The 26,812-nt window shown below is 47.6% G+C and carries 19 protein-coding genes, 1 pseudogene and 1 riboswitch; of the genes and pseudogenes, 9 read left to right on the top strand and 11 right to left on the bottom strand.

The genetic code is table 11. From position 1 onward, the window contains the following. The first annotated feature begins 124 nt into the window (after positions 1-124). Both ACYVD3_RS13615 and ACYVD3_RS13620 read left to right on the top strand, forming a co-directional pair. Positions 125-2,326: an extracellular solute-binding protein gene (locus ACYVD3_RS13615; protein ID WP_460643069.1), complete on the top strand. Its 2,202-nt coding sequence runs from the start codon at positions 125-127 to the stop codon at positions 2,324-2,326. 146 nt (positions 2,327-2,472) lie between these two features. Then, a riboswitch (Fluoride riboswitch) is annotated at positions 2,473-2,549 on the top strand. 52 nt (positions 2,550-2,601) lie between these two features. Then, positions 2,602-3,816, top strand: coding sequence for a cation:proton antiporter (locus ACYVD3_RS13620; RefSeq protein ID WP_460643070.1), 1,215 nt, complete (start codon positions 2,602-2,604; stop codon positions 3,814-3,816). 410 nt (positions 3,817-4,226) lie between these two features. Here the strand turns inward: ACYVD3_RS13620 and ACYVD3_RS13625 are convergent, their stop codons facing one another. Then, positions 4,227-4,718, bottom strand: a complete 492-nt coding sequence (locus ACYVD3_RS13625; protein ID WP_460643071.1) for a metal-dependent transcriptional regulator — start codon at positions 4,716-4,718, stop codon at positions 4,227-4,229. A 436-nt stretch (positions 4,719-5,154) separates the two neighbouring features. Here ACYVD3_RS13625 and ACYVD3_RS13630 point away from each other — a divergent pair, with 436 nt between their 5' ends. Genes ACYVD3_RS13630 through ACYVD3_RS13650 form a run of 5 tightly spaced genes read left to right on the top strand, consistent with a single transcriptional unit; the run spans position 5,155 to position 9,573 of the window. After that, on the top strand, positions 5,155-5,811 hold the full coding sequence (locus ACYVD3_RS13630; protein ID WP_460643072.1) for a metal-dependent transcriptional regulator: 657 nt from the start codon (positions 5,155-5,157) through the stop codon (positions 5,809-5,811). Between the two features lie 28 nt (positions 5,812-5,839). Beyond that, positions 5,840-6,778, top strand: coding sequence for a metal ABC transporter solute-binding protein, Zn/Mn family (locus tag ACYVD3_RS13635; protein ID WP_460643073.1), 939 nt, complete (start codon positions 5,840-5,842; stop codon positions 6,776-6,778). A gap of 14 nt (positions 6,779-6,792) precedes the next feature. Then, the gene (locus ACYVD3_RS13640) at positions 6,793-7,545 is read left to right on the top strand and encodes a metal ABC transporter ATP-binding protein (RefSeq protein WP_460643074.1); all 753 of its coding nucleotides are present in this window, start codon (positions 6,793-6,795) and stop codon (positions 7,543-7,545) included. Continuing rightward, a complete protein-coding gene (locus ACYVD3_RS13645; RefSeq protein ID WP_460643075.1) occupies positions 7,545-8,471 on the top strand; it encodes a metal ABC transporter permease in 927 nt (308 codons plus the stop codon). Before ACYVD3_RS13640 ends, ACYVD3_RS13645 begins: the two co-directional genes overlap by 1 nt. Next, entirely contained in the window at positions 8,455-9,573 is a 1,119-nt protein-coding gene (locus ACYVD3_RS13650) for a metal ABC transporter permease (RefSeq protein ID WP_460643076.1), read from the top strand. Before ACYVD3_RS13645 ends, ACYVD3_RS13650 begins: the two co-directional genes overlap by 17 nt. A gap of 209 nt (positions 9,574-9,782) precedes the next feature. Here ACYVD3_RS13650 and ACYVD3_RS13655 read toward each other — a convergent pair whose 3' ends face one another. Continuing rightward, complete coding sequence (locus tag ACYVD3_RS13655) at positions 9,783-10,778, bottom strand: helix-turn-helix domain-containing protein (protein ID WP_460643077.1); 996 nt, start codon at positions 10,776-10,778, stop codon at positions 9,783-9,785. A 253-nt stretch (positions 10,779-11,031) separates the two neighbouring features. Here ACYVD3_RS13655 and ACYVD3_RS13660 point away from each other — a divergent pair. After that, positions 11,032-11,154, top strand: a pseudogene (locus ACYVD3_RS13660) (IS256 family transposase); the annotation flags it as partial. A 234-nt stretch (positions 11,155-11,388) separates the two neighbouring features. Here the strand turns inward: ACYVD3_RS13660 and ACYVD3_RS13665 are convergent. From ACYVD3_RS13665 to uvrA, 3 genes are all read right to left on the bottom strand, one after another. Then, entirely contained in the window at positions 11,389-11,505 is a 117-nt protein-coding gene (locus ACYVD3_RS13665; protein ID WP_460643078.1) for a putative holin-like toxin, read from the bottom strand. A 240-nt stretch (positions 11,506-11,745) separates the two neighbouring features. Further along, positions 11,746-13,287 carry a glutamine-hydrolyzing GMP synthase gene (gene guaA / locus ACYVD3_RS13670; protein WP_460643079.1) on the bottom strand — a complete coding sequence of 514 codons (1,542 nt, stop codon included), beginning with the start codon at positions 13,285-13,287 and terminating at the stop codon, positions 11,746-11,748. A 382-nt stretch (positions 13,288-13,669) separates the two neighbouring features. Beyond that, complete coding sequence (gene uvrA / locus ACYVD3_RS13675; RefSeq protein ID WP_460643080.1) at positions 13,670-16,495, bottom strand: excinuclease ABC subunit UvrA; 2,826 nt, start codon at positions 16,493-16,495, stop codon at positions 13,670-13,672. A gap of 372 nt (positions 16,496-16,867) precedes the next feature. Between uvrA and ACYVD3_RS13680 the strand changes: the two genes are divergently transcribed. Beyond that, positions 16,868-18,718: a YARHG domain-containing protein gene (locus ACYVD3_RS13680; protein WP_460643081.1), complete on the top strand. Its 1,851-nt coding sequence runs from the start codon at positions 16,868-16,870 to the stop codon at positions 18,716-18,718. 84 nt (positions 18,719-18,802) lie between these two features. Here ACYVD3_RS13680 and ACYVD3_RS13685 read toward each other — a convergent pair whose 3' ends face one another. From ACYVD3_RS13685 to ACYVD3_RS13710, 6 genes are all read right to left on the bottom strand, one after another. Further along, the gene (locus tag ACYVD3_RS13685) at positions 18,803-19,732 is read right to left on the bottom strand and encodes a BadF/BadG/BcrA/BcrD ATPase family protein (protein WP_460643082.1); all 930 of its coding nucleotides are present in this window, start codon (positions 19,730-19,732) and stop codon (positions 18,803-18,805) included. 35 nt (positions 19,733-19,767) lie between these two features. Beyond that, a complete protein-coding gene (locus tag ACYVD3_RS13690; protein ID WP_460643083.1) occupies positions 19,768-20,847 on the bottom strand; it encodes an SIS domain-containing protein in 1,080 nt (359 codons plus the stop codon). A 51-nt stretch (positions 20,848-20,898) separates the two neighbouring features. Then, positions 20,899-23,298, bottom strand: a complete 2,400-nt coding sequence (locus ACYVD3_RS13695; protein ID WP_460643084.1) for a glycoside hydrolase family 9 protein — start codon at positions 23,296-23,298, stop codon at positions 20,899-20,901. Positions 23,299-23,496: 198 nt separating this feature from the next. Continuing rightward, complete coding sequence (locus tag ACYVD3_RS13700; protein WP_460643085.1) at positions 23,497-23,958, bottom strand: RidA family protein; 462 nt, start codon at positions 23,956-23,958, stop codon at positions 23,497-23,499. A 68-nt stretch (positions 23,959-24,026) separates the two neighbouring features. Next, the gene (locus ACYVD3_RS13705) at positions 24,027-25,637 is read right to left on the bottom strand and encodes an N-acyl-D-amino-acid deacylase family protein (protein WP_460643086.1); all 1,611 of its coding nucleotides are present in this window, start codon (positions 25,635-25,637) and stop codon (positions 24,027-24,029) included. Then, entirely contained in the window at positions 25,634-26,755 is a 1,122-nt protein-coding gene (locus ACYVD3_RS13710; protein ID WP_460643087.1) for an alanine racemase, read from the bottom strand. Before ACYVD3_RS13710 ends, ACYVD3_RS13705 begins: the two co-directional genes overlap by 4 nt. Positions 26,756-26,812 lie beyond the last annotated feature (57 nt).

Consider the following 26,812-nt stretch of genomic DNA (forward strand, 5'->3'; position numbering starts at 1 on the left):
ATAAATTAACTAATATATGCGCTTTAATGTTTGTTTTTCACATTAATAAACAGGTTTTATTTTTTATTTTATGTGATATACTATAGATAAACCATTTGTCTTTGGTAAATTATGGAGGTATTTTATGGTTACTATTAAAGATATTGCCAGGGCCGCCGGTGTTGCTCAGGGAACCGTTTCAAATGTTCTGAATGAAAAAGGCAACGTCAGCAGCGAAAAAATAAAACAGGTAATGGATGCAGCCGCATCTCTTGGATATATCCCCAACGAAAGAGCCAAATTACTGCGCAAGGGGCGCTCCGACTTATTAGCCGTAATTCTCCCAAACCTGCGCTCCAAACAATACATCGATTTCTTTATGAGCTTTAAGGCTTACGCCGAAAATCATAATTATTCCGTATGCCAGTATCTCACCAACGACGATCACCTGGAGGCTGAGGTCAATGCCTTACAGGATATACGTTCCCTCATGCCTGCCGGAATTGCTTCCTTCACCTCCTTTACCTCTCAGTCAGACTCTATCCCCTATCAGGATGGGAAAGGAAAGATCAGGGAAAATATCATTTTCATTGAGCGGGATCCTGATATACCCTGTAAATATATTGGATTTGATTATGGACAGGCAGGAAAGGAATTAGCCAGGAAGGCTCTGGAAAAGAAATATACGAATATCTGTATTTTGACCGGCAGTCTGCGGCTGTCAAATGAGCTGGCATTTTATGACGGCTTTATGGACACGATGAAGCACTCCTCCTGTTCCGTGTATCACATACAAACGGACTCATACAGAAAACTGCAGAACATCATGCAGATCTTCCATGATTCCCCGCCCCAGGCCATTTTTATATCCAATTACGGTTTTGCTGAATCTGTAAAAGATATACATAATACCTTTTACCCGGAACTCAGCTTAAATATATACACCGCTTCTCCTGTGTTTACAATGCCTGAAAATGACTTTGAAAAATACGAACTGAATTACCGCCAGTTGGGAAAAATCGCCGCAGAAACCCTTATCAAAAACATTCATCCAGGTAAATATCCAGAAAAAAGAATTTTAGAAAATTCAGGCTTCCGTGATTGGTTTTCAAATATTATATACAGCGATGACAAAGCACCTTTAAATATCCTGACCCTTGACACCCCCAGTGCTTACACCCTTCGCAGCCTTTCCCGCCTGTATACGCAAAAAACCGGGATACCTGTTAACATTACCATTTATTCCTACGATGAAATCTATGAAGCTTTTACAAATATGCCAAAGGATTCCGTATTCGATATCCTGCGTCTGGATGTTACCTGGTTATCCTGGTTTGCGGAAAAAATATTACAGCCATTAGATGAAATCGATCCGTCGGTCTCCCAGTGTCTCAATGAATTTATTGACGGCACCATTGAACCGTATTCAATGATCAACGGACATGTTTACGCTTTGCCTACCTCCCCAAGTATGCAGCTTTTGTTTTACAGAAAGGATTTGTTTAACGACCCTATTTACCGCCGCATGTACTTTGAAAAATACCGGGAAGAACTGCTTCCGCCGGATACTTTTGATAAATTCAACCAGATTGCCGGATTTTTCACTAAATCCCTGAACCCAACCTCCCCTGTGGATTATGGGGCCACTCTCACACTGGGTTCCACCGGAGTTGCCGGCTCTGAATTTTTAGCCCGCTTTTTCAGTTATCAGGATAACTTATATGACGAGCACTACAATGTGATCCTTAATTCCCCGGCTGCGGTCCGGGCATTGGAACAGCTTGTGGAGATACGCAATTATTCCAGCCCAAAGTATAATTCCTGGTGGACCAATACCGCCACCTCCTTTGCCGGCGGAAACATTGCCATGACCCTGCTCTACAGCAACTATGCTTCCGACCTGCTCAGTTCTACTTCTAAGGTTGTGGGAAATATCGGCTATGCTCTGGTTCCCGGGGGTAACCCTGTCATCGGCGGCGGAACTCTTGGCGTTTCAAAATACAGCCGCCGGGCCAGCGAGGCCTTGTCCTTTATCCGATGGATATGCAGTGAAACAATCGCGTCAGCCGAGACACTGTTGGGAAGCGTTTCTCCCTGTAAAAAATCCTATGAAAATTACGAAATCGTCAATTCTTATCCATGGCTGAATTATGCAAAGGACTGCTTTGTGATGGCCAAAGGACGGCGGGTGCCTGAGTTGTCCGGTTTTCCATTTGACGAACGCCGCTTTTTGAGCATTATTGGTATGGCGGTGAAAAACACTTACAGCAATGTTCAATCGCCTGCCGCTGCATTGGATTATGCGCAGAAGATGTATGAGGAACAGTTTTTAAACAGAAATGTGTGATTTGTATCGTGACAAGATATAAGGAATGGGATTTAAAAAATATCTTATGAAGGACTCTTCATGTATGGATATGGAAACAGAATTACAGATTAAGAAAGCCAATGCCATTCATATACTCCTTGATATTTACACCCATCTTTGCTATAATCGTCCAAGGGAATGAAGTTCTCCCTGTGCTGTTAAAAGCCGAACCGCTTATTAAGCTGATGACTTCTGCGATTATTTCATTGCAGAAGTGTCAGCTTTTTTGCATTTCTGCACAAAGGAGGATGTATATGCTTTTCAGTCTTGGAATTATGGTTCTTTGCGGCATGATATTAAGCGGAACCATGCAGAAACTAAAACTCCCCGGCCTTGTGGGCATGCTTCTGACCGGTATTGTGTTAGGACCGTATGCGCTGAATTTAATTGCGCCGGAGCTATTGAATGTTTCCGCTGATTTGAGGGAAATTGCCCTGATCGTGATTCTCACAAGGGCGGGACTTGCGCTGGATATTAAGGATTTGAAAAAGGTCGGCCGCCCGGCAATCCTTATGTGCTTTATTCCGGCAACTTTTGAAATAACTGCCACTACTATTTTTGCGCCTATGTTCTTTCCTGTTTCTCATTTGGAAGCAGCTATCATGGGAACCGTACTGGGCGCAGTATCCCCGGCGGTTATTGTACCTAAAATGCTAAAGCTGATGGAAAATGGCTACGGCAGGGCAAAGAGTATTCCGCAGCTTATTATGGCCGGAGCGTCTGTTGACGATATTTACGTGATTGTCCTTTTTACATCATTTATGGGCATGCACGGGGGAAGCAGCTTTGATGTTATAAGCCTTATTAAAATACCAATCGCCATTGCAACAGGCTTGCTGGTGGGCATTTTACTTGGCCTTGCTTTGGTGAAGCTGTTTCAAAAAGTCCACATGCGGGATACCGCCAAGATTTTGATTTTATTAAGCACAGCGTTCCTGCTTGTTTCTCTTGAAACAGCCATGAAACCGTACGTGCCCATGTCCGGCTTGTTGGCTGTCATGGCTTTAGGAGGTACCATCCTGAAGCAGTATGAGGTTTTAGCAAAGCGTCTGTCAGGCAAATTCTCGAAAATCTGGGTGGCCGCCGAATTGATGCTGTTCATATTGGTAGGTGCAACGGTGGATATAAGCTATGGGGCAGAGGCCGGATTTATGGCCGTCGCTCTTATCTTTATCGCCCTGCTGATACGCATATGCGGCGTATTTATCTGTCTTGTGAAAACCCCAATCAGTCCAAAGGAGCGTCTCTTTTGTGCCATTGCCTATTTGCCGAAGGCAACCGTACAGGCGGCAATCGGCGGACTTCCCCTGGCGGCCGGTGTTGCTGCCGGCAATATTATTTTGACGGTTGCGGTTTTAGCCATCTTGATCACTGCCCCCCTTGGAGCCATTGGTGTGGATGGGACTTATAAAAAGCTGCTTACAAGGAATGACGGTCACGGGAACCCCCTTACGCTTGACAAACAATAAGGAAGCCATACCGGTGTAAGGAGATTTCATTGCTGTCAATCAAGAAATCTTACAACTCAGCCACATGCCCGCCGCTCATATGGGTATGTGGCTTTGCTTATCCCTTGGGCAGGCAGAAAACCTGCTATAATTTACAGCAAAAATGAAGTTGTGAAATACTGATTACATTTAGTAAAAGTTTTCAATATGTCCATAAACTTCCGAAACAAAAGAAACTATAATTTCGTTTATCATTCTGACTTTTCTTTTAGTCTTTCTTTAGTCCCTCCTTCGTCTCTCCTTAATTTTTCCTGAATCACGGAATATACGGTCAGATCTTAATCAATACATTAACTAACTCAATGGATTAAATAACTCAATGCATTAGCTAACAGATATTTGTTGCAATTCATTCATCACTGGCACACCATTTATTCTTTAGGTAAGATAACCATATCCCTAAAATCATTAAATTGTTTTTTTATATCCGGGTTTTGGAGAAAAAACTCCATCAGCACCTTTATTTCCAATACCGTCAAATCACCCAGCATGTGTTCAACCAGTTCTGCTTCTTCCAACGGGCGGGGGCTTCTAAGCATTACAAAAAATCTCTCCAAAATATTATGACGTTCCAGCAGATAATTTCCGGCTATTTTTCCCTCATCGGTCAGCAGGATATTTTCAAGATGATCGTACTTCAGATAGCCAAGCTGGGCGAGTTTTGATACCATCTTTGACGCAGATGACGGACGGACATGCAGCCGCTGCGAAAGCCTGTTTATGCGGGTGCAGCTTTCTTCCTGGCATAACCGGTATGCCATTTCAAGATAATCCTCAAGAGCAGGCGTAAGTCTGCTTTCATTTAGTTTTTGCAGTTCATATCCGCGAACGGTATGGAATTCCTGGGGCGGAAGCTGGCTCATTATCGTTCATCCTCTCTTCTTCTGACTTTATATAGTATATTCGTAACACCTGCCGCTTAGGAGTCATAGATTAGTCAAGGGAAACGTTATTTCCCGCCCCTAACAAATGAAACATGGTAAAACTGTGTTTTCACAGGGAAACCACTTGCATTTTCATTTGTTTAGGCATATAATATAATTAAATTTAGGTATGCCTAAATAATGAACTCGAAATTCAAACTACACAATTGGAGAAAATTATGGATATTTATACAAAACGGCTTTTTTGCCGCAAGATACCTACTCTCATAATAACCGCCCTCATCCTGCTGATGGGATGGTTTTTGAAAATTTTTGCGGTATAACAAAACTTTATACTCTTTGAAACAATATCTTTACTTATACAGTCACCCATGCAGTCCGCGGGGTATACATGTTTAAAACGGAGGAAAATAAAATGACACCAAATAAAGAAGATTACTTAAAGGCCATATATAAGCTGGGCGGTATGGAAGAACTGGTAAACAATAAGCAGATTGCAGAGGCTTTGCAGATCGCCCCCGCCTCTGTGACGGAAATGCTGGGAAAACTGAAACGGGAGGGACTTATTCATTATGAACCTTACAAAGGTTCATACCTGACGCCTGAGGGAATTGAAGTTGCCATTTCCCTGGTGCGCGGCCACCGGCTCTGGGAGGTTTTCCTCATGCGTCATCTTGGCTACTCCTGGAGTGAAGCCCACGAGGATGCGGAAATGCTGGAGCACATCACTCCCTCACGCCTGACCGCCCGGCTGGATAAGTTTCTGAATTATCCGGCATATTGCCCTCATGGCAGTGCAATCCCTCATCCTGACGGCCAAATCAACCACGCTCCGCTAGTGACCTTGAACCTGCTTCCTATGGGCAGTGCTTCTCACATACGTCGTGTGAAGGAAGAAAAGGAACTGTTAGACTATCTGCAGGAAAGCGGAATCACCATTGGAAGCTCCATCTGTATTATAGAAACTGCAGCATATGAAGGGCCGCTAACGCTTGACCTGGAAGGCAGGCGTATTCAAATCAGTTATAAGGCCGCCTGTCAAATCTATGTAGACGAGATAGAAGGACTGTGACACAAAATATTTTTTTAGGAGGTTTCTCATGAAGCAAAAAACCAAAGGCCTTCTTGGCATGATCCTGAGTTTCACATTATTGCTGGCGGGCTGTTCTGCTCCGGCAATAAGCACAGACTCTTCAAAAGATAAATTGAACATCGTCGCTACCACCACCATGCTGGCTGATCTGTCCGAAGTCATCGGCGGAGAACGGGTTACGGTAAATGGTCTGATGGGGCCCGGCATTGACCCACACTTGTATCAGGCAAGCGCGGGAGATGTTTCCCTGATGCAGAAAGCGGATGTGGTAGTATATAACGGCCTGCATCTGGAAGGAAAAATGGGAGAAATATTTGAAAACCTGTCCGTTCAGGGGGCAACAGTCATATGCATTGAAAAGGGGTTAGACGAATCTAAGCTTCTGGCATGGGAGGCTGACAGCTCGATCCATGACCCCCATATCTGGTTCGACGTTTCCCTTTGGAAGGATGCTGCAAAAACTGTTGCAAAGGGATTGGCCGAAGCCGATCCCAATGGGAAAGCAGACTATGAAGCGAATCTGGACGCCTACTTAAAGGAGCTGGAAGAAACAGATGCATACATCCGCGGCCGGGCTGCAGAGCTGCCGGAATCACAGCGGGTGCTGGTAACCGCTCACGATGCGTTTCAATACTTCGGTAAAGCCTACGGCTTTGAGGTACGTGGCCTGCAGGGGATCAGCACCGATGCGGAAGCCGGTACAGCCGATATGAGCGATCTGGCCAATTTCATTGTGGAACGGCAGATCAAGGCAATTTTCGTAGAATCCTCGGTGCCGCCGAAAACCATTGAAGCGTTACAGGCTGCGGTAAAAGCAAAGGGCTTTGATGTTGCCATCGGTGGAGAGCTTTATTCCGACTCCCTGGGCGATGCCAGGTCCGGAGACGACTCTTACCTCCTGACCGTCAAAGCAAATATTGACACGATTGTTGATGCCTTAAAGTGACAGGAGGGAAACGTATGGAAAGACAACAAAACTATGCGGTTGAGGTAGAGGATTTAACCGTAGCCTATGACGCCAAGCCCGTTCTTTGGGATATTGATCTGAAAATTCCAAGGGGAAAGCTGATGGCAGTAGTCGGCCCCAACGGAGCCGGTAAAACAACCTTAATAAAAGCAATGCTGGGGCTCTTAAAGCCTGTCACCGGAGCCGTCCGGTTTCTGGACGGAAACGATGATATACGTACCTTGAAAAAACGCATCGGCTATGTACCCCAAAGCGGCAGCGTGGACTGGGATTTCCCGGCCACGGTGCAGGATGTGGTGCTGATGGGCTGCTACGGCAAGTTAGGCTGGATCCGCCGTCCCCGCAAATCAGATATAGAGCTGACAAAACAAATGCTGGCAAAGGTGGGTATGCAGGAGTACGCTTCCCGTCAGATCAGCCAACTCTCCGGAGGCCAGCAGCAGCGGGTTTTCCTGGCCCGTGCCCTGGCCCAGGAAGCGGAGGTCTACTTTATGGATGAACCCTTCAAGGGGGTAGACGCCCAGACGGAACTGGCTATCGTAGCATTGTTGAAAGAGCTGAAGGAGCAGAACAAAACTGTGGTGGTGGTCCATCACGACCTGCAAACGGTACCCGATTACTTTGACTGGGTTACCCTGATCAATCTGCGTGTGGTTGCCAGCGGGCCGGTGGAGGAAGTATTTCATGAAGAAAATCTGAAAAAAACCTACCACAACTCCGGTACGCTTTTAAGGGGTGTGATGTGATGTTTAACAATATTATTTCATTATTTTCCGACTATACATTCCAGACTGTGGCTCTGGGTTCCGCCCTCCTGGGGCTGATCAGCGGAGTATTAGGCAGCTTTGCCGTGCTTCGCAGGCAAAGCCTGCTGGGAGACGGAGTGTCTCACTCCGCCCTTCCCGGCGTGGTAATGGCTTTTGTTCTCCTGGGCAGTAAAAATACAGAAGTTCTGCTGCTGGGTGCCCTTATTTCCGGCTTGCTGGCAACTCTGTTTATTGTCAGTATTGTGCGGCATACCCGCGTGAAATTTGACAGCGCGCTGGCCCTGGTGATGTCGGTATTCTTCGGTTTGGGCCTGGTGCTTCTCACCTACGTGCAGAAGATTCCAAACTCCAATCAGGCAGGGCTGAAACGCTTTATCTTCGGTCAGGCATCTACTCTTTTGAAACGGGATATCATTCTTATGGAGGTCTGCGGCCTTATATTGCTTGTACTGGTGCTGTTGTTCTGGAAGGAGTTTAAGCTTTTGACCTTTGACAGCGATTTTGCCCAGAGTCTTGGCTTTTCCCCAAAGAAACTGAATCTGCTGCTGTCATTTATGATCGTACTGGCAATCATTATGGGATTGCAGACAGTAGGCGTTATTCTCATGAGCGCCATGCTGATTACTCCTGCTGTTGCCGCACGCCAGTGGACAAATAAGCTGTGGGTCATGGTGACCCTCTCAGCCCTTTTCGGAGCCCTGTCCGGTGTCGCAGGAACGGCGGCCAGTTCTCTCATCCCAAAGCTGCCCACAGGCCCGGCCATTGTGGTTTGCGTCAGTATCATTGTAATAATCAGCATTCTGTTTGCCCCGGGTCGCGGTATTCTCCACAGAATATATCAACGGAGAAAAAATAAGATTCTATACAAACTGGAAGGAGGTGTGCCGGATGGCACCGCAAATTGAAATTCAAATCATAGCCGTCATTGTGGCTGTTGCCTGTGCTCTCCCCGGAACGTTTCTGGTACTTCGGAAAATGTCAATGATGTCCGACTCCATCACCCATACGATCCTCCTGGGAATTGTGCTCGCTTTTTTCGGCACCCATGATCTTTCTTCGCCTCTGCTGATTGTTGGGGCAGCGCTGATGGGGGTGGTGACCGTCTGGCTGACGGAGCTGCTGAGCCGGACCCGGCTGCTGGCGGAAGACGCCGCCATTGGCGTGGTATTCCCCTTGCTCTTTTCCGCCGCCATTATCCTGATTACCCGTTATGCAGGCTCGGTTCACCTGGATACTGATTCTGTACTTTTGGGAGAGCTGGCTTTTGCTCCTTTTGACCGTATGGTCATAGGCGGCATGGATATTGGTGCAAAAGCAATTTACACAACAGGGGTGCTGCTGCTGATCAATCTGGCTGTAATCATCATTTTCTTTAAAGAACTTAAAGTGGCAACCTTTGATCCTATGCTGGCCGCCGTGCTGGGCTTTTCACCGGCGCTGGTGCATTACGGACTGATGACGCTGGTATCCCTTACCACTGTGGGAGCCTTTCAGGCAGTAGGATCCGTGCTGGTGGTGGCCTTTATGATCGGCCCTCCGGTGACGGCTTATCTGCTGACGGACGATCTCAAACAAATGCTGATTTTAAGCGGGATCATAGGAGCTGTCAACGGTATCCTGGGTTATCAGGCAGCGGCGCTGTTAGATGTGTCCATCGCAGGCACCATGGCTGTAGTAACCGGATTGGTCTTCTTCCTTGTGTTTGTTTTTGCACCTCACAGAGGACTGATCCGTTCTTTGCTCAGACGCAGGAATCAGAAACTGGAATTCGCTAAAGCAACGCTGCTTTTTCACCTCTCTAATCATGAAAACAGTGAAGAAGAAGATTCAGAGGCTGGCGTTGATACCATAAAGACCCATCTCCACTGGACTGGTGAGTTTACATCGAAAATCATCAAATCCTTAGAACGGGAGGACTGCATTCAGCTATCCGGTGGTCTGGTGAAACTGACGGCTGAAGGACGGTATGCCATCATGCGTAACTATATCACGCTTTTCTCACCATAATGTTTTTTATAAATATCCAGAACCTTATGGAGTATCTCAAAAAGGACCTGTTGGTAAATTCCTTTTATCATAAAATTTTGTCTTCACCCCCGCATAAATGGGTTGAAAATTTTAATCAAAATGGAATTCGTCAACAGGTCCTCTTTGAATCATTCTGCTTCAACACAGTTACTGACCCAAGGTACAAACATTTTAGATATAGAACCGGCTTAATTATGCATATTCTTACTTTTCCAAGCAGCAGCTATGGCCTGCACTGCCACATACATGATTCCTGCGCAGGGCCAGATAATCCATGTCTTTCCCCAATTTCCCGTCAAAAAACTGATGCCAATATACACCGCTGTAATGGTGCACCAATAGATAGGAGACAGGTGTTCTGTCCTCTTCTTTTCCAGCTTTTTCTCTGCCGCGTATTCCCCCTCCTGCAGCAGCATCTGAAAACATCCTTTTTTCTCTCCAGCCAGTACAAATAAAAATACAGCGCAGGCTACTATGATCAGCAGGAAATCTATGCACATAATATATACAAAGTCCGGACTGTCTAGTGCAGCAGCTATCATCAATGGCAAAGGGCAGATAATGCACAGGAAAACACCTGCTACATTACATATTCTATAGGTTCCGTCATACTCTGCCATCCTTTTCCGCACAATCCCTTCCACCCCATATTCCAGGCGAAAGACTTCCTTCTCCAAATATTCATAAGGTTCCATTTTCATTCCATGCATGACGAAAAATACTGTGGCAATTCCAGCTATCAGAAGTAATATGACCACTCCAAATCCTCCTGCCATGCCTTCACTGATAGTTTTATCTCTAAATTCTGATAATCCCCCAAGAAAAATCAAAGTCAACGGAGACAAAATATAAGCCGCTGTAGCCGAAGCCACCTTTTTTGCCCCTGGGATCTTAGCCTCCATGAAATCATTGGCCGTTTCAAGGGTAACCGCCTTGTATCCCTCTTCATTATCAGACTCCAGAGCAATAGCTGCCGGAGCTGCCTCTATCTCTTCTTTTAATAAATAATCCGTACTGACACCGAATACCTGGCTAAGCTTTAAAATTCGCTCCAAATCCGGAATCGATGTTCCAGACTCCCACTTGGATACTGACTGTCTTGATACGCCCATCTGGTAAGCCAGTTCCTCCTGGGACCATCCGGCCTTCTTACGCAATGCAATAATTTTTTCTGCTAAAATCACAATGAACCATCCTCTCAAAATTTATTTATGCCATTCCATCTTCAAGTGCCCTATAGGAAACACCTGTGCTCACCTGTTGATATACGACTGTCTGTATTATAGGATTTTTACCGGTTGACAACTACCAAGTGCGCTGTATAATTTGTCAACCAATGGTTGCAGATTATACTTTGTTATGTTATTAACGGGTTCTCAAGCATATGTGCGATGAAAAGATAGAAAATCTTTAGGGAAAAGTCAGATGACCTGCATCAATAATACGGTCGAACCGCTAAACCGTGAGATAAAACGCCAGATAAAGGCAAATGGTGCTTTTCAGGATGGGCAAAATGCCCTGATATTTGTATGTGCCAGACTTTGTCACGTAGCAGGAACCAATGGCGCTAAATACTAAATGAATTTGGCCCCCCACTAAGTTTCTGCTATGTAACGCAGTCTGGCACACAGATTGGCACAGATTGGGACGCCCAGAAGACACTTGAAATCAGGACTGAATTGTGTTATATTAAATATGAAAGAAAGCACCCACTCCAAAGGTGGATGCTCCTAAGAAAAGTCAGATGTCCTTACGGACACCGCCTATCCTGTGGTTCAGACAGGATAGGCATTTTTATTTACGCTTGTTTCTCTTGTCGAGAAAGGTAAGCAACGCAATGATTAAACCGCCAAAGGAAATTAGCAAAGCCAATATCCCAAGAAAAACCGTTATAATCTCATAAGCTGTCATATGCGCCACCTCCCTTCCTATGTATTCCGGCGGACCGGTCTTTCATTGGCTTGGGAGGCTACCACCCTGTCATGGGTACTTTCCAAAGGGATTGTATCATACATTCCTATCCGTTTCAACAGAATTTACTTTAACTGAAAAAAGTATACACTTCACTTTCTTAACATCATATTAAACATCACAAGTCATTAAAAAGGCCCTGAAATCCTTTAAGATAAGGATTCCAAGGCTAAATGTCTGTTATTCGAATTCTATCGTAGCCGGCGGCTTCCCAGTACAATCATAAAGCACCCTGTTCACGCCCTTCACTTCATTGACGATCCGCCTGGTCACTATCCCCAAAACCTCCCAAGGCAGTTCCGCAGATTCAGCCGTCATAAAGTCAGAGGTAAGCACTGCTCTCAGGGCAATGGCATAATCATAGGTTCTCTCATCTCCCATGCAGCCAACAGAACGCATATTGGTCAATGCCGCAAAATACTGTCCCAGTTCTTTATCAACACCGGCCTTGGCAATCTCTTCTCTATAGATGGCATCCGCCTCCTGAACGATCCTCACCTTCTCAGGGGTAATAGCACCAATGATCCTGACGCCAAGTCCCGGACCTGGGAATGGCTGACGGTAAACCAGATATTCCGGAATGTCAAGTTCCAGGCCTGCCCTTCTCACTTCATCCTTAAACAGAAGTCTCAATGGCTCAATGATTTCTTTAAAATCCACATGCTCAGGAAGTCCTCCCACATTGTGATGGGACTTGATCACAGCAGATTTTCCAAGACCGGACTCGATCACGTCAGGGTAAATGGTTCCCTGTACAAAGAAATCCACTGTTCCGATCTTCTTGGCCTCATCCTCAAATACGCGGATAAATTCCTCGCCAATGATCTTACGCTTTGTTTCAGGATCTTCCACGCCTTCCAGCTTGTCATAAAAACGGTCCTGGGCATTCACACGGACAAAATTCAAATCATAAGGCCCTTCCGGTCCAAATACAGCCTCCACCTCATCTCCCTCATTCTTACGAAGAAGGCCATGGTCAACAAACACACAGGTGAGCTGCTTTCCCACCGCTTTTGCCAGCATAACTGCAGCCACGGAGGAATCTACACCGCCGGATAAAGCGCAAAGCACCTTGCCGTCTCCAACCTTTTTCCTGATGGACTCAATGGAAGCCTCCACAAAGGAGTCCATCTTCCAGTCACCGGAACATTTGCAAACATTATATATAAAATTGGAAAGCATTTTAACGCCTTCCTGGGTATGCATGACTTCAGGATGGAACTGTACCGCATAAAGTCCCCGCTCCTCACATTCCATACCGGCAACCGGGCATACCGGAGTATGGGCTGTAATACGGAATCCTTCCGGGGCCTTCTCTATATAATCCGTATGGCTCATCCAGCAGACTGACTTAGAGCTAACACTTTCTAAAATTTTGCTGTCAGCTTCCACGTCAACCTCTGTCTTGCCGTATTCACTGACTGGCGCTGTGGCAACCTTGCCGTCCAGCATATATGCGATTAACTGAGAGCCGTAGCAGATTCCCAGAATCGGGATTCCCATTTCAAAGATTTCCTTCTCACAGCGAGGGGACTCGTCCTTATATACGCTGTTTGGACCACCTGTAAAAATGATTCCTTTTGGATTCATTTCCTTGATCTTGTCCAGTGACAGTGTGTAGGGGTGAACCTCACAGTAAACATTGCATTCTCTGACCCTTCTGGCAATCAGTTGGTTGTACTGTCCGCCGAAATCCAGAACGATAATCATTTCTCTCTTCACGGGTATTCCTCCTAAAATAGTCTTCAGCAAATAAAGCTTTGGGTTACATTATATTCTACTTCCAATGGCTTGACAAGCACTTTCTTGAAATCTTCCCAGCTCTCTTGACATGGCTCTTTTACATCTTTATCAAACATCTATCACAAAAAACAGGTGTCTTTATACGGGAAACAGGCGGTACAGCTTCTTTCATTCTTTTTTATATAAAGCTGGCAGAATCTCCTTCTGCCAGCTTCACTTTTTATCAGGAAATATTTCCCTGATCCATTCTTCAACATCTTGTTTTATAACTGATAATGGTACTCCACCTGCTGTAATCAGACAAAACCTTGACTCCAAAAATATCCGGTATCGGTATCATTATCCCATTCAGCCAACCGGCTTATTCAAAATGCCGTTTCACATAATATCCGGTGTATGAGGACGGGCATTCCGCCACTTCTTCCGGCGTGCCCTGAGCGATTATCGTACCGCCCTTTTCTCCTCCCTCCGGTCCGATGTCAATGAGGTAATCCGCAGTTTTGATCACATCTAAGTTATGTTCAATAACGACCACCGTATTACCGCCTTCTGACAGCTTGCGTAAGATCTCAATCAGCTTATGGACATCCGCAAAGTGAAGGCCTGTGGTCGGCTCGTCCAGAATGTAAATGGTTTTTCCGGTACTCCGCTTGCTTAGCTCTGTCGCCAGCTTGATTCTCTGGGCTTCTCCTCCGGAAAGCTCCGTAGAGGGCTGTCCAAGCCTGATATAGGAAAGTCCCACATCATATAAGGTAGCGATCTTCCTTGCGATGGAAGGAACGTTTTCAAAAAATTTCAAAGCTTCCTCTACCGTCATGTTCAGAACATCATAGATGTTTTTTCCCTTGTACCTGACATCCAGGGTCTCACGGTTATACCGTTTTCCGCCGCAGACCTCGCAGGGAACGTAAACATCCGGAAGGAAATGCATCTCGATCTTAATGATTCCGTCGCCGCTGCAGGCTTCGCACCGTCCGCCTTTTACATTAAAGCTGAAACGTCCCTTGGAATACCCCTTTGCCTTTGCATCAGGGGTGGAAGCAAACAAGTCGCGGATCAAATCGAATACCCCTGTATAGGTTGCCGGATTGGACCTTGGCGTCCGTCCAATGGGGGACTGGTCAATGGCAATGATTTTATCAAGCTGCTCTGTTCCTTCAATTCCCTTATGCTTTCCGGGAACGATTCTGGCACGGTTTAATTTCTTTGCCAGGGATTTATAAAGGATCTCGTTAACCAGAGAGCTTTTCCCGGAACCTGATACACCGGTGACGCAGGTCATAACTCCCAGAGGGAAGGTCACATCAACGTTTTTCAGATTGTTCTCTGCCGCGCCTCTCACGGTCAGATAACCGGTAGGCTGTCTTCTCTCCTTTGGAACCGGGATTTTGATCCGCCCGCTTAAATAAGCACCGGTAATGGAATCCTTATTCTTCATGATCTGTTTGGCATTTCCCACAGCCACCACGTTTCCGCCGTGTTCTCCAGCGCCAGGGCCGATATCCACAATGTAATCGGCAGCCATCATGGTATCCTCATCATGCTCCACCACAATGACGCTGTTCCCCAGATCGCGAAGATGCAAAAGGGTCTTTAACAATTTATCATTATCTCTCTGATGAAGACCAATGCTTGGCTCGTCCAGAATGTAAGCCACTCCCACCAGGCCGGATCCGATCTGGGTCGCCAGACGGATTCTCTGGGCCTCGCCGCCGGACAGAGTACCGGTGGCACGGGTCAGGGCCAGGTAGTCAAGGCCAACGTCAATGAGGAAGGAAATCCTGGCCCGTATTTCCTTTAAGATCTGGCCCCCGATGGCGTGCTGCATAGGCGTCAGTTCCATCTCATCCATGAAATTCCGGAACTTGACAATGGACATGTTGGTTGCCTCGTAAATATTCTTATCTCCTACCGTAACAGCCAGAGACTCTTTTTTTAGCCTCATCCCGCCGCAGGAAGGACAGGGGGTGATCCGCATAAAGGATTCATATTCTGCCTTAGAGGACTCGGAGTAAGTCTCCCGGTATCTCCGGGCAACATTCTGAACCAGGCCCTCAAAGGCCACATCATAAATGCCTTCTCCCCGCTGTCCCTTATAATGGACCTTGATTTCCTTTCCATTGGTTCCGTTAACGAGAATATCATGGACTTCCTTTGGATAATCCTCAAAAGGAGTGTCCAGACGGAATTTGTACTCTTTGGCAAGGGCCTCTAAAACAGCTCTGGTATAGCTGCCCTTATCCGTACAGGACTGCCAGCCCAGCACCACAATGGCTCCCTGGTCAATGCTTAAGCTCTTATCCGGGATCATCAGGTCTTCGTCAAATTCCATCTTATATCCAAGTCCGAAACAATCCGGGCAGGCGCCGAAGGGATTATTAAAGGAAAAGCTTCTGGGCTCCATTTCATCAATGCTGATTCCGCAGTCCGGACAGGAAAAACTCTGGCTGAAATTAATGGACTGGCCGTCCACCACATCAACGGTCATCAGGCCGTTTGCCAGTTCCATGACCGTCTCAATGGAGTCGGTCAGACGCTTTTCGATCCCTTCCCTGATGGCAAGGCGGTCCACCACCACTTCTATATTATGCTTGATATTCTTATCCAGCTTGATCTCCTCGGAAAGCTCATAAAGATTTCCGTCAATGCGTACCCTTACATATCCACTCTTCCGGGCATGCTCCAAAACCTTTGCATGCTCCCCCTTCCGTCCCCGGACAACAGGGGCCAGAAGCTGGATCTTGGTCCGCTCCGGAAGCTCCATGATCTGATCCACCATCTGATCAATGGTCTGCCTGCGGATCTCCCGCCCACACTTGGGACAGTGGGGAATGCCGATCCTGGCATATAAAAGCCTCATATAATCGTAAATCTCTGTAACCGTACCCACGGTGGAACGGGGGTTGCGGTTGGTTGACTTCTGGTCAATGGAAATGGCCGGTGACAACCCTTCAATGCTCTCTACATCCGGCTTTTCCATCTGCCCCAGGAACTGCCGGGCATAGGAGGAAAGGGACTCCATATAGCGTCTCTGTCCCTCGGCATAGATGGTATCAAAAGCCAGGGACGACTTTCCCGAACCGCTGAGACCGGTTAAGACAACCAGCTCATTTCTCGGGATATCCAGGGAAATGTTCTTTAAGTTGTGCTCATTAGCACCTCTTATCTTAATATATTGTTTTGCCATACTGTACTCCTGTTATATAGTGAAATCCTGAATCTCACAACATTCGAATGCGGACTCTTCAAGTCCGCATCTTAGTTACTCAACAACCGATTTTTCATATTATAGCATACTTTCAGCCACATTGCAAACGTTTGTTCGATAATTATTTGAATCATGCATTTGTTCCCTTAAGGGATTGACAGATCTCAAATCCTCACGGATTTCTTCAGAAAACTATTTCCCGGAAAGAAAAGCATGATATAATGATTATAAAACAAAAAAGAGGAATGAGAAAGTATGAAATCACATCCATTACTGCCAATTGTGCTGCTTGCACTCTCCCTGTCTGCCGCAGGGTGTAACATGTCTTCCCGGATACAGGAGACCCCTCTATTGCCCGGGGAAACACTTGCCCAAACAGACAGTTATAAGGAAACCTCCTCCAATGCCGGAGAACCTGAGGCAGAAGAAAAAAATCAGGAAAACGTGACCGTAGCTCTCTGGTCCCTGCACAAATATGCAAAATACTCGGACAAAGGGACTTTGATTTACCAGTGGAACAGCCGGGAGCCGGAGGTTATAATCCCCGGTCATCCGGAGTCCCAGTTTCTGATCAACCGGAGTCTGAGGGAAAATGACCAGTATTCTAAGGGGTATGACTTTATCCATGATTCGGAAGAATCACCGGAAGGGAAATCTGTTTTTACCTTTGATTATGAGGTGCTGCAAAACAACGGAAGGATTTTAAGCCTCCGGCAAAATTATGTTGATGCAAGAAGGAAAACAGGCCCGGATACCCACACCTATCTCAATTCCTATGATGTGGAGACAGGAAGGAAAATCACTCTGTCGGCCCTTTCTGATCACCCGGAACCCTTAAAGCTGGCTCTTGCCCGGGAATTAGCCGGGCAGGCGGCGTCAGAAGATGCCAATGCTACCCTAATTGCTCAAATCATGTCTGCGGACTTGAATAATTTTGCACTTTTAAAAGAAGGAATCTTGATATTTCCTGGTTTGGAGATAAACCGGTCCGATTCTTCCCCAAAAGGAGAATATCTGATTCCTTACAGCCAGATCAAAGAAGAGCTGAATGATTATGGGAAAGAAATCACGGCATCTGCCCGGGAATCCAGGGATGAACCCCCTGAAAAAAAAGGAGAGCCGGACTTTATATTTCCGGAAAGCAGAACGGAATATTTAACCGGAGCTGATTTACTTGAAGCAGATGCTTCTGCTCTCAGAATAGCAAGAAATGAAATCTATGCCCGCCACGGAAGAACATTTGACGCTTCAGACCTGCAGGAATATTTCAGCCGGAAAGCATGGTACCATGGCAATACCGCCCCTTCCGCATTTACCGAAGGTGTGCTGACGGAGACAGAAAAAAGAAACTTAAGCCTGATCCGGACCGCGGAAGACCAGTTACAATCAAAAGAAATTTCCGACAGCGGCGTTATTCTGGAACCGAACCGGGATTATCTCCTGGATTTAGATGGTGACGGTATTTGCGAAACCATCCGCTGGATTCCCTTAAACGACTCTTCAGATTGGGCTTATACCCGCATGGAGCTTACGGTTAACGGGCAGAAGCAAACCTGTCTTCCCAAAGATATCTGGGGCAATATCAGGCTGACGGCTCTGGATCTCCAAAAAGAGGATCAAGAGATTGAGCTTCATCTGGAGGTCTCTCAGGATTCCGATACGCTTTCTTCCTTCAGTTTCTACCGGTACCGGGATGGCAGACTGGAACTGATCGGTGATCTGGCCGGAACTGTCTGCGGCGGAAACGGATCCTTATTCCGTGAAAATGGCTTACGGGCAGAAGGGGACGGCATTCTTGCCGTAACGGCAGACACTCCCTTTAGGGGGGCCTCCCTCCAGTTTGGTTGTTACTATGTGGATCTGCTGTTTTCTTATGAGAATGGCAAATTAGCAGAAATCCCTCAGAGTATTTACCCGAAAAAGGATTATGGACCGGTTACGTCGGCGTTCCTTCATGAAAATCCACAGAACTTTTATGTGGTATCCCATCCCTTTGCTGCCGCCAGCAGCATGACAGAAACCGCACCTGCTTTCTCTGCCCTCCCTGGAGAAACCGTATGCCCCATAGCCTGGGCAATAAAGGACGGAAGCTCTTACGTGCTTGTCATGAATGAGGCAGGAACCTGCGGCTGGGTAAAGGAAACACCCTGGGACACGGATCCCGATACCGCTTATTATATCGCGGTCCCTGCCTGGGGATAATCAGCTCCCAGGCGCAACAGGTGAAAACCCATAAAAAAGATATCCCCCGCGGCAGACGCCGCAGGGGACCAAATAATCATTCATTTACATTTCTTTCACACAGCTTTCAGCCACTTCAACCGCCACATCAAGGGCCCGTTTTTCCGGGATCTTAATTTCCATGTTGCAGTAACAGTCCCTGACTGAACGGATCAGCCGTTCTCTTATGTGCTCATTCTTCACAAGCACACTTCCCCACAGCCATAAATGGGCGGCCTGGTCCTGTCTTAAGTTCATTTTCCTGCAGGTATCCTTCACCAGATCAGCCAGAACCTCTGCACTTTCCTTTATGATGGAAATCCCTGCAGTCTCCCCTGCTTCAAAGGAACAAGAGGCCAGAGGCCCTAAGGCTCCGATCACGGCTTTATCCATGATATTTGCATTAATAAACCCATCCAGCCCGGACAAATCCCTGATCCCGGTCTGGCTGCTGAAGTCCCTGTAAAGAACCGGGCACTCTTCTCTCCCATCCATGTGGCTGCCTGCATGCTTCATGACACCCATGCCTATATGAAATGCGCTGCCTTCATCACTGAGAATATGCCCCCAGCCGCCGGTCCTTACCACGTTTCCGGTTTCCGTTTTCCCATAGCTGATGGAGCCGGTTCCTGACACAAGCACCAGAGAAGGTGCCTCTGACAAATTCAAAAATATTTCACAGTCATTTTCAACGATGACGGCATTTTCCTTAAATCCCATATTGAGAAATGCCCTGCGGCAGGACTCCTCCAATTCCAGAGAGTCGATTCCGCTTGCTGCAATGCAGATGCCCCCGCAGTCCTGGGGCCTTAAGTGCCGTTCCTCAAGGGCAGGAAGAACCAGCTTTCTGTACCGTTCCTCGCTTTTCCTGTCTCCATCGGTGTTGATGCTGCATCCCTGTCCGTACACTTCCCCCAGGGACTCCCCCTCCAGGTTTTGCAGCTTCATCCTTCCGGTGGTGCCTCCAATGTCCAGTCCCGCAATGTACCCTTCCATAATCCACCTTCTTTCCCTTAAGCTCCGGCTTCCCATCATTTGCTCTTTGTTCCCAGGCAGTCGTAAAAATCATGGAATTTTGGCCTGTCGCACTCAATGGACCGGTCTTCAGAGCCAAAAGCACTTAAATACTGAAAAGCAGGCAGGATCTCAAAAGGCGTGGTAAAGCTTGCTCCTCCCTTTTCCAGTTCCAGAAGGTTCGCTTTTGTCCTGACTCCTTTGACCGTGGAGATCACCCAGTCATCACAACCCTTTTCCTCACAGTAGGCGGTCAGCTTTTCCATGGCAGAGCAATTGGCCTCCTCTGTCACCACCAACAGATTGCATATTCCTTCCCGGATTGTATTTTGTATCCCATGGGTGTACTCCTCCACCTCATAAGAAAACACCGGCACATACCAGGTCTCAAGGAGCTTAAGCGCACCTTCCCTGGCCGCAAGGCTGCTTTTTGCATCTGCGATCACAACTGCGTGTTCGTGCTTCCTGAAACGGGAAATATTTTCCTTATAATACTCCTCACACAAGGCAATATTGGCTCTTGCAGCCCTTATTCCCTGCATAAAACCGGAAATTATGGTTTCCGCCTCTTCCCTGGAAATCCGCATTTCCTTCCTTGCAGCTTCCAGTATTAACAACTCCAGCACCAATACCGTGGAAGTCATACCCTTTGTTTTCGGTCCTACGGTTTCTTCCCCACAGGGGACCAGATAATGTAAGTCCGCCAGCTTTGCCACCGGGGAAGAGGAATCTGCCGTGATCCCTGCCACAACATATCCTGCTTCTTTCCATGCGCCTATGGCGTTCATTGTGGAAACGCTTTTTCCCGACTGGGAGGAAGCGAGAACCAATGTTTTCCCTCTGTCATAGGACCCCCGGTATCTTATGGCCTCAGCCGGTGTCATCACCCTGCAGTCAAAGCCTGCCACATTGCCGGCAAATTCTGCTGCAATCAGGGAGGCAATGTAGGAACTCCCTGAACCAACAAAAATCAGATGTTCCATTGGCAGGTCTTTCATGTCATGAGAAAAGTCTCCAAAGATCTGTTCTCTGCCTCCAAGTATCTCCTCCCAGACCACAGGCTGTTCCTTGATGTAATGTAATAATTGTCTTGCCATTTATTTATCCTCCGGTTTTTCATACCTGGCCGTAAAGCTGCCGTCTGATCCTTAAATCAAATCAGCAGCGACCCATAGAAAGCGTCCTGGCGGCGTTGTCCAAACCTCTCTGTAGGTGGCGATATTGGCAGGGGGCCAGTAGGGAAGGTCTTCATTTCCTCTGGTCTGGACACCTACCGGCATCTCTCCCACGGTTTCTCCCAGGAGAGCCGTATATTCCTGTCCATAGTGGTTGCCTTCCCCGTAGATCAGGGACTGGCCGAATGGATTTTTTCCAAGAGTCCAGTAAAGCTGCTCTCTGGCGATTTCGATTAATTCCTGATCTCCGAAATACATTCCTATGATGGAAGCCGCTTTTCCCATGGACAACTGGATGGCGGAATTTCCGCGGTAGGAAAACCATACAGGAAATGTTCTTATATAGTATCCGTCTCCCAGGTCAACCCCCTGCTTTAACTGTTGGATGTAATTGACCTGTTCTCTTTCATAATCCACCTTGGGATGCACCACATGGAAGGCTTCCTGATCCTCTGCCTCACTGATGTGATGAATTCCTGCCGGCAGCATGCCGTAGGGAGCCGTGTATTTTTGAAGGCCTTTTAAATACTCCCCATGGAGCTTCAGGCTCTCTTCCCATACATTCCTGTTTTCATGGTCAGTAAGGGCGCCGCACACCTCTGCCAGGGCCATTGCAAACACCTGGTCCCTTGCCTGATGGGAAAAATGCACGATATGGGTCTTATTTTCATCCCTGTAGAAGAATCCCTTCATAGGCAGGTCATCCCTGTTCTCCTGGCAGGAAATAACTTTCTCTGCGTACTGGACAGCCTGGTCATAAAAATAGCTGTCCTTGGTGATCTTGTAAATCCTGGCAGCCGCCCATGCCGCAACGGCATAGTACTGGGAACGGCTGGAACCTGCCGTATGCTCCAGCAAATGATAGGGTCCTTCCACTCCCACTTCCTGAAACCGTTCATGGGCAAACTTAAAGTCTTCCTTAGCCGCATCCGCACACTTCCAAGCCACTTCCCGGTCCAGCTCCTGAAAGGCTTCTCCTGCACCGGCTTCCACCGCAGCAAAAACAAAGTTTTCAAAGGACCGGTTATGGACATCTGCCTCGCAGTCATCCATGTTGCCGATGAAATTGTCGGTCCACCTGCGGATGGCCGCATGAGATGCCCGGTATCCGTCGCCAAAACGCATGCGAAGAACAAAATCCAGTCCCCAGTTGGCTTCTTCCATCATCCTGCGGTAAAGCATGGGATCGGAATCCTTCACTTTTCCTGCAGAAGCGATCATTGCATCTAAGATCTCCGCCGTCTGCATGGTCTGCTGGGAAACATCCGCTGCATCGTGCCAGCCTCCCGCATACACCAGTTTCACCCCATTGTGTTCTGCGATCACATCCTGATGGCAGGTTCCATGGCAGTTGGGAACCGGATAGCCGCACCGCTCACAGTACATAAAATTGGTCAGCTTCCACAACGTGCTTTCCAAGACATCATTTCCTATGATAAACCGCTCACTTACCGTAGTTCCAAACCGGATCCTGTATGCGCCTTGGGTTTTTAAATCTGAGAAATCCAGCACGCCGAAGGTTCCCAGGTGGTTTTCCACCTGTTCAATCTGTCCCCGGTATGCCACTTCTCCCCCCAGACCCTGGCAGGATGAGCCATCTTTAAGGCTATCTTCTTTTACGATCTCAAATTCTTTGGCTGAAGTATTGGCGATGGCTGTTTTCCTTCCATCTGTAAAGTAGCCGGTTGTGGAGAAAACCACTTCCTCTTCTTCACACTGCCAGCCATGGACCACTCCCGGCTTTACCTCCTGAAGCTGGATATCACAGAGTTCATACCCCAGGTCATCTCCGGTGCTCACTTCCTTGCCGTAACGGTGAATGTTAAATGAAATTTCCTCGATTGCATCATGGGCAATGGAATCGATCTCCCAGGTACAGGTATTCCATTGATTATTCTTTAAGTTCATGGCATTAAAGCCTTCTCTGGAATAGACATCCGGTATCTTGGTTTCCCCATTGTTAACAAAGCCCACACGGACGATGGGACTGTGAAGACCTGGGCATATGGGGCGGATCTTAAACCATATCCGGTTTCCTTTTCCCAGATTTAAACCCTTTACATTCAGCCTTGCAATATAGCTTCCAAAGGTGGCATACAAGCCTGCCGCCGCATCATTTGCCCGGACCTCATTATCCGGCCAGTGATCTGCCCGGGCCTTTGTCTCCAGGCTCAATATGTTCCCGTCCTTTACCTGAAATTCTCCCTCGCCGTCAAAGCTCCATGGCTCCAGGCTGGCTCCATCCCACAAACTCACGGAAGACAAAACCGGCTTTTTTAAATTGTAGGTTTCCATGCTTTTGTCATATTCCGGTTTCAGGGGGTAATGTACATATAATGACTCTATTAATTTATTTTTAAATTGATGATCCATTTTGGCCTCCTAATGAACCAAGAGATATGCCTGCATATCCAGTGATTCACAAATTTACGCGGGCAGCCAGCCGGGTGAACATACAAGCATGTTCATTCCGCGACTGCCGTGATAACTACAAGAAACTCGCAAAGCGTGTTTCTTGTAACTCAAGGTTAAAAGACGCTTTTCTTTCAACCCTATCCCTCACCTAAAAAATTATTCTTTGATTTCAAATATGGCTTCCGTTTCAACGGGAATATTTCCAGGCAATACGTTGACGCCGATGGCGGAACGGGCCGGCACATTCTCCCGGCCAAAAAGCTCTGCCAGTAATTCGCTTCCTCCGTTAGCCACCGCCGGCTGCTCATAAAAAGTATCCCCACTTGCCACAAAGGTGAGAATTTTAACCGGACACTTTACCCGGTTCAAATCTCCAATCTTATCCTGCAGCACTGCGAGAACGTTTAACATGGCATTTCTGGAAAAAACTTTTCCCTCTTCTGCGGTAAACTCTTTTCCCAGCTTTCCGGAAACCCGTTCTTCTCCGATCACCGGTCCGCAGCCTGATATGTATACCAGGCCCTTACCAAATTCCTGGCAAGGGGAATACACTCCGCCTTTTGGCGGAGCCGCCGGCAGCTCCAAATTAAGTTCCTTCAGTTTTTCATAAATATTCATGTCTGCTTCCTTCTTTCTGCCCGTCTTCTCAGGGCACACAGGTATCCCTGAAAGGGGTTTCCTTCTTTTTATTTAAAACCTTTTCTTAACAGCTTCCCACTGGCGCGGTCCACAAGAACGCCGTCAGCCAGCACCTGTTTTCCTCCCATAAGCACCAGATCCATACCCGTACAAGGGTCATGTTTACCGGTGTAATCTGCATGATCTAAGAATCTTTCCGGCTGAAATACCAGCACATCCGCCTGATACCCTGGCTTTAAAAGCCCCCGGTCCTGGAGGCCCATTCGTTTTGCAGGCAGACCGGTCATCTTGCTGATGGCCTGCTCCATGGACAGCACCCTGCGCTTTATGACAAAGTCATTTAAAAATCTGGCCGTTGTCCCAAGGAGGCGGGGATGGGCGTTTTTGCTGTCGCCGCCGTAGAGGGAATCGGAAATCAGTATGGTAAAGGGGAGTCTTGCCACAGAATCCACATCCTCCTGTGACATGCTTAAGACGATGATCCCCACTTTCCCGTTTTCCTCCACAAGCAGATCGGCAACAAGATCCGAAGGCTCTTCATATCCCAGCTTCTCTGCCAGGGCGCCAATGGTCTGCCCCTGCATAAAGGCGTTCTTTTCCAGGGTGACGGAGCTGATGAGGATCCGGTCCCAGCCAATGCTTTCCCACATATTGTCCCAGCCTTGATGAACCTTATTCAGCTCTGACCGAAGTCTCTGCTTCCCTTCCTGCCCTGATAAACTTTTCACCAGAGCCTCTAAGGACTCTTCCATGATGGTGGGGGGAAGCAGAGACTGGAGGGTGGTGGAACCGCCGTCATAGGGATAAAAATCTGCGGTAACATCCTGCCCTGCTTCCCTTGCCTCCTGGATCCTTTGAATGGCCTCGAATATCTTGCGGTTCCAGTTTTTGATTCCGGTTGATTTTAAATGGCTGATATTTAAGGGGACACCCGCTTTTGCCGCCACATCAATTACTTCCTCCACCGATTCCACCAGGCTGTCTCCCTCTCCCCGGATGTGGGTGCAGAGAATGCCGCCGCTGACCGCCACTGCCTTTACCACTGCCGTAAGCTCCTCCCGGCTGGAATAACATTCCGGCTGATACATGATTCCCAGTGTAATCCCAAAGGCCCCCTGGGCCAATGCGCCTTTCACATATGCCTGGGCCTTTGCCAGCTCTTCCTCTGTATATGCCTTGTTTCCAAAGCCCTTTAAAGCCACTTTGATGCTGTCTGAGGCGGCAAAGAAGCCCATATTCACCGGAAGCTCTGCTGCTTCCAGGGCTTTCCCGTAATCCTCATAGGTTTCAAAGGCAAGATCTTCCGGAGCCGTTCCAATCACCGGCTCCAGGTAATCATACAGTTCCTTCCGGCACAATGGAGTGGACGGTACAGGTGCAAGGCCGCAGTTTCCCACAAAAGTAGTGGTGATCCCCTGGGCCAGCTCTATTTCCCCAAAATGGGGGTTAATAAAAGGTGTAATATCACAATGCCGGTGGATGTCAATGAAACCGGGAGTTACCGCCTTCCCTGTGGCATCGATGATCTCTGCGCCTTCCTTTTTAATGCCAGAGGCGATTTCAACAATTTTATCCCCTTCAATAAGAATATCTCCCTGAAACGGCAGATCCCCGCTTCCGTCATAAATCAACCCATTTTTGATCAGGATATCACTCATATCAGCATCCCTCTTGCATCAACCTTTTGTTTTTTAAGGCAACCCTTTTCCAGGAGGTAAACGGAATTTTGCATGTTGACAGCCGTACACACATGGATGGGGATCAGGGACAGCACCTGCCCTACCTGCAGCCCGGTTTCACCCTTTAAAGCCGTAATAATCCCATGTTCCTCGTTCATCCGCGACAGCCTGAGATTGTCATCCCCTTCTACCACCGCATATCCCGGATAGTAAAAGGGCGGCTGTCCCGGAACCACATCCGTAGGAAAGCACTTGGTTCCTCCGTCTACCACGGCGTATTCCCGGTGCTGGCAACTGACTACGGTAGCATAGAACCGGACGGCGATCTGGCTGAGTTTTGCCACCTTTTCCTTTGTCAGCATAAAGTCATGGAAAATGTAGGTACCCGGACGGATCTCATTCACCATTCCGGTCTGAGCGACCTGGACCCCTGTAGGAGAAGAACCGGCGCTGATGTCCTGTATCTCAACTCCCGCCGCTTTCAGCATCAAGGCAGTTTCAGCCATCATGTTTCCTTCTTCTTTGGCAGCCAATAGGTTATCTTCCGTAGGCTTGCCGGACAGGATAAGGCTTTTAAAGGTGAAAATGCCTGTCAGGTTTAAATGTTTCATCTGTTTAACAGCAAGGGCCAGTTCCACCACACGGTCCATGGGCACTCCCGTTCGTCCGGCTCCTGTATCGATCTCCATGCGCACTTCCAAAACCATATCCTGGTTAGAAGCCGCCTGATCCAGGGCTTTTGCGCCTTCCAGACTGTCAATGGCTAAAATGAGCCTTTTGATCTTTTTCGCCAGAGCCATTGCCCGCCGGATCCGAAAATCTCCGATCATGGGGTATGCGATGAAAATATCCTCCATGCCTCCCTGGGCCATAACCTCTGCTTCGCTCACCTTGGCGCAGGTGATCCCCCTTGCGCCGGCCTTTACCTGCATTTGGGCAAATAAGGGCATTTTATGGGTCTTGATATGAGGACGCAGCCTGCATCCTGCTTGATCAGCCGCTTCCTGCATCTGTCTTATATTTTTCTCCGCCAGATCCACATCAATGACCAGGCAGGGCGTTTCTAACTGCTGAATCTGTTCCGGTGTAAGTTCCATCCTTATTTTCTCCTTCCTTTCCACGTTTTTTGAACATAACGGAATACCCGAAGGGTG

This window comes from Lacrimispora brassicae (genome assembly GCF_054772055.1).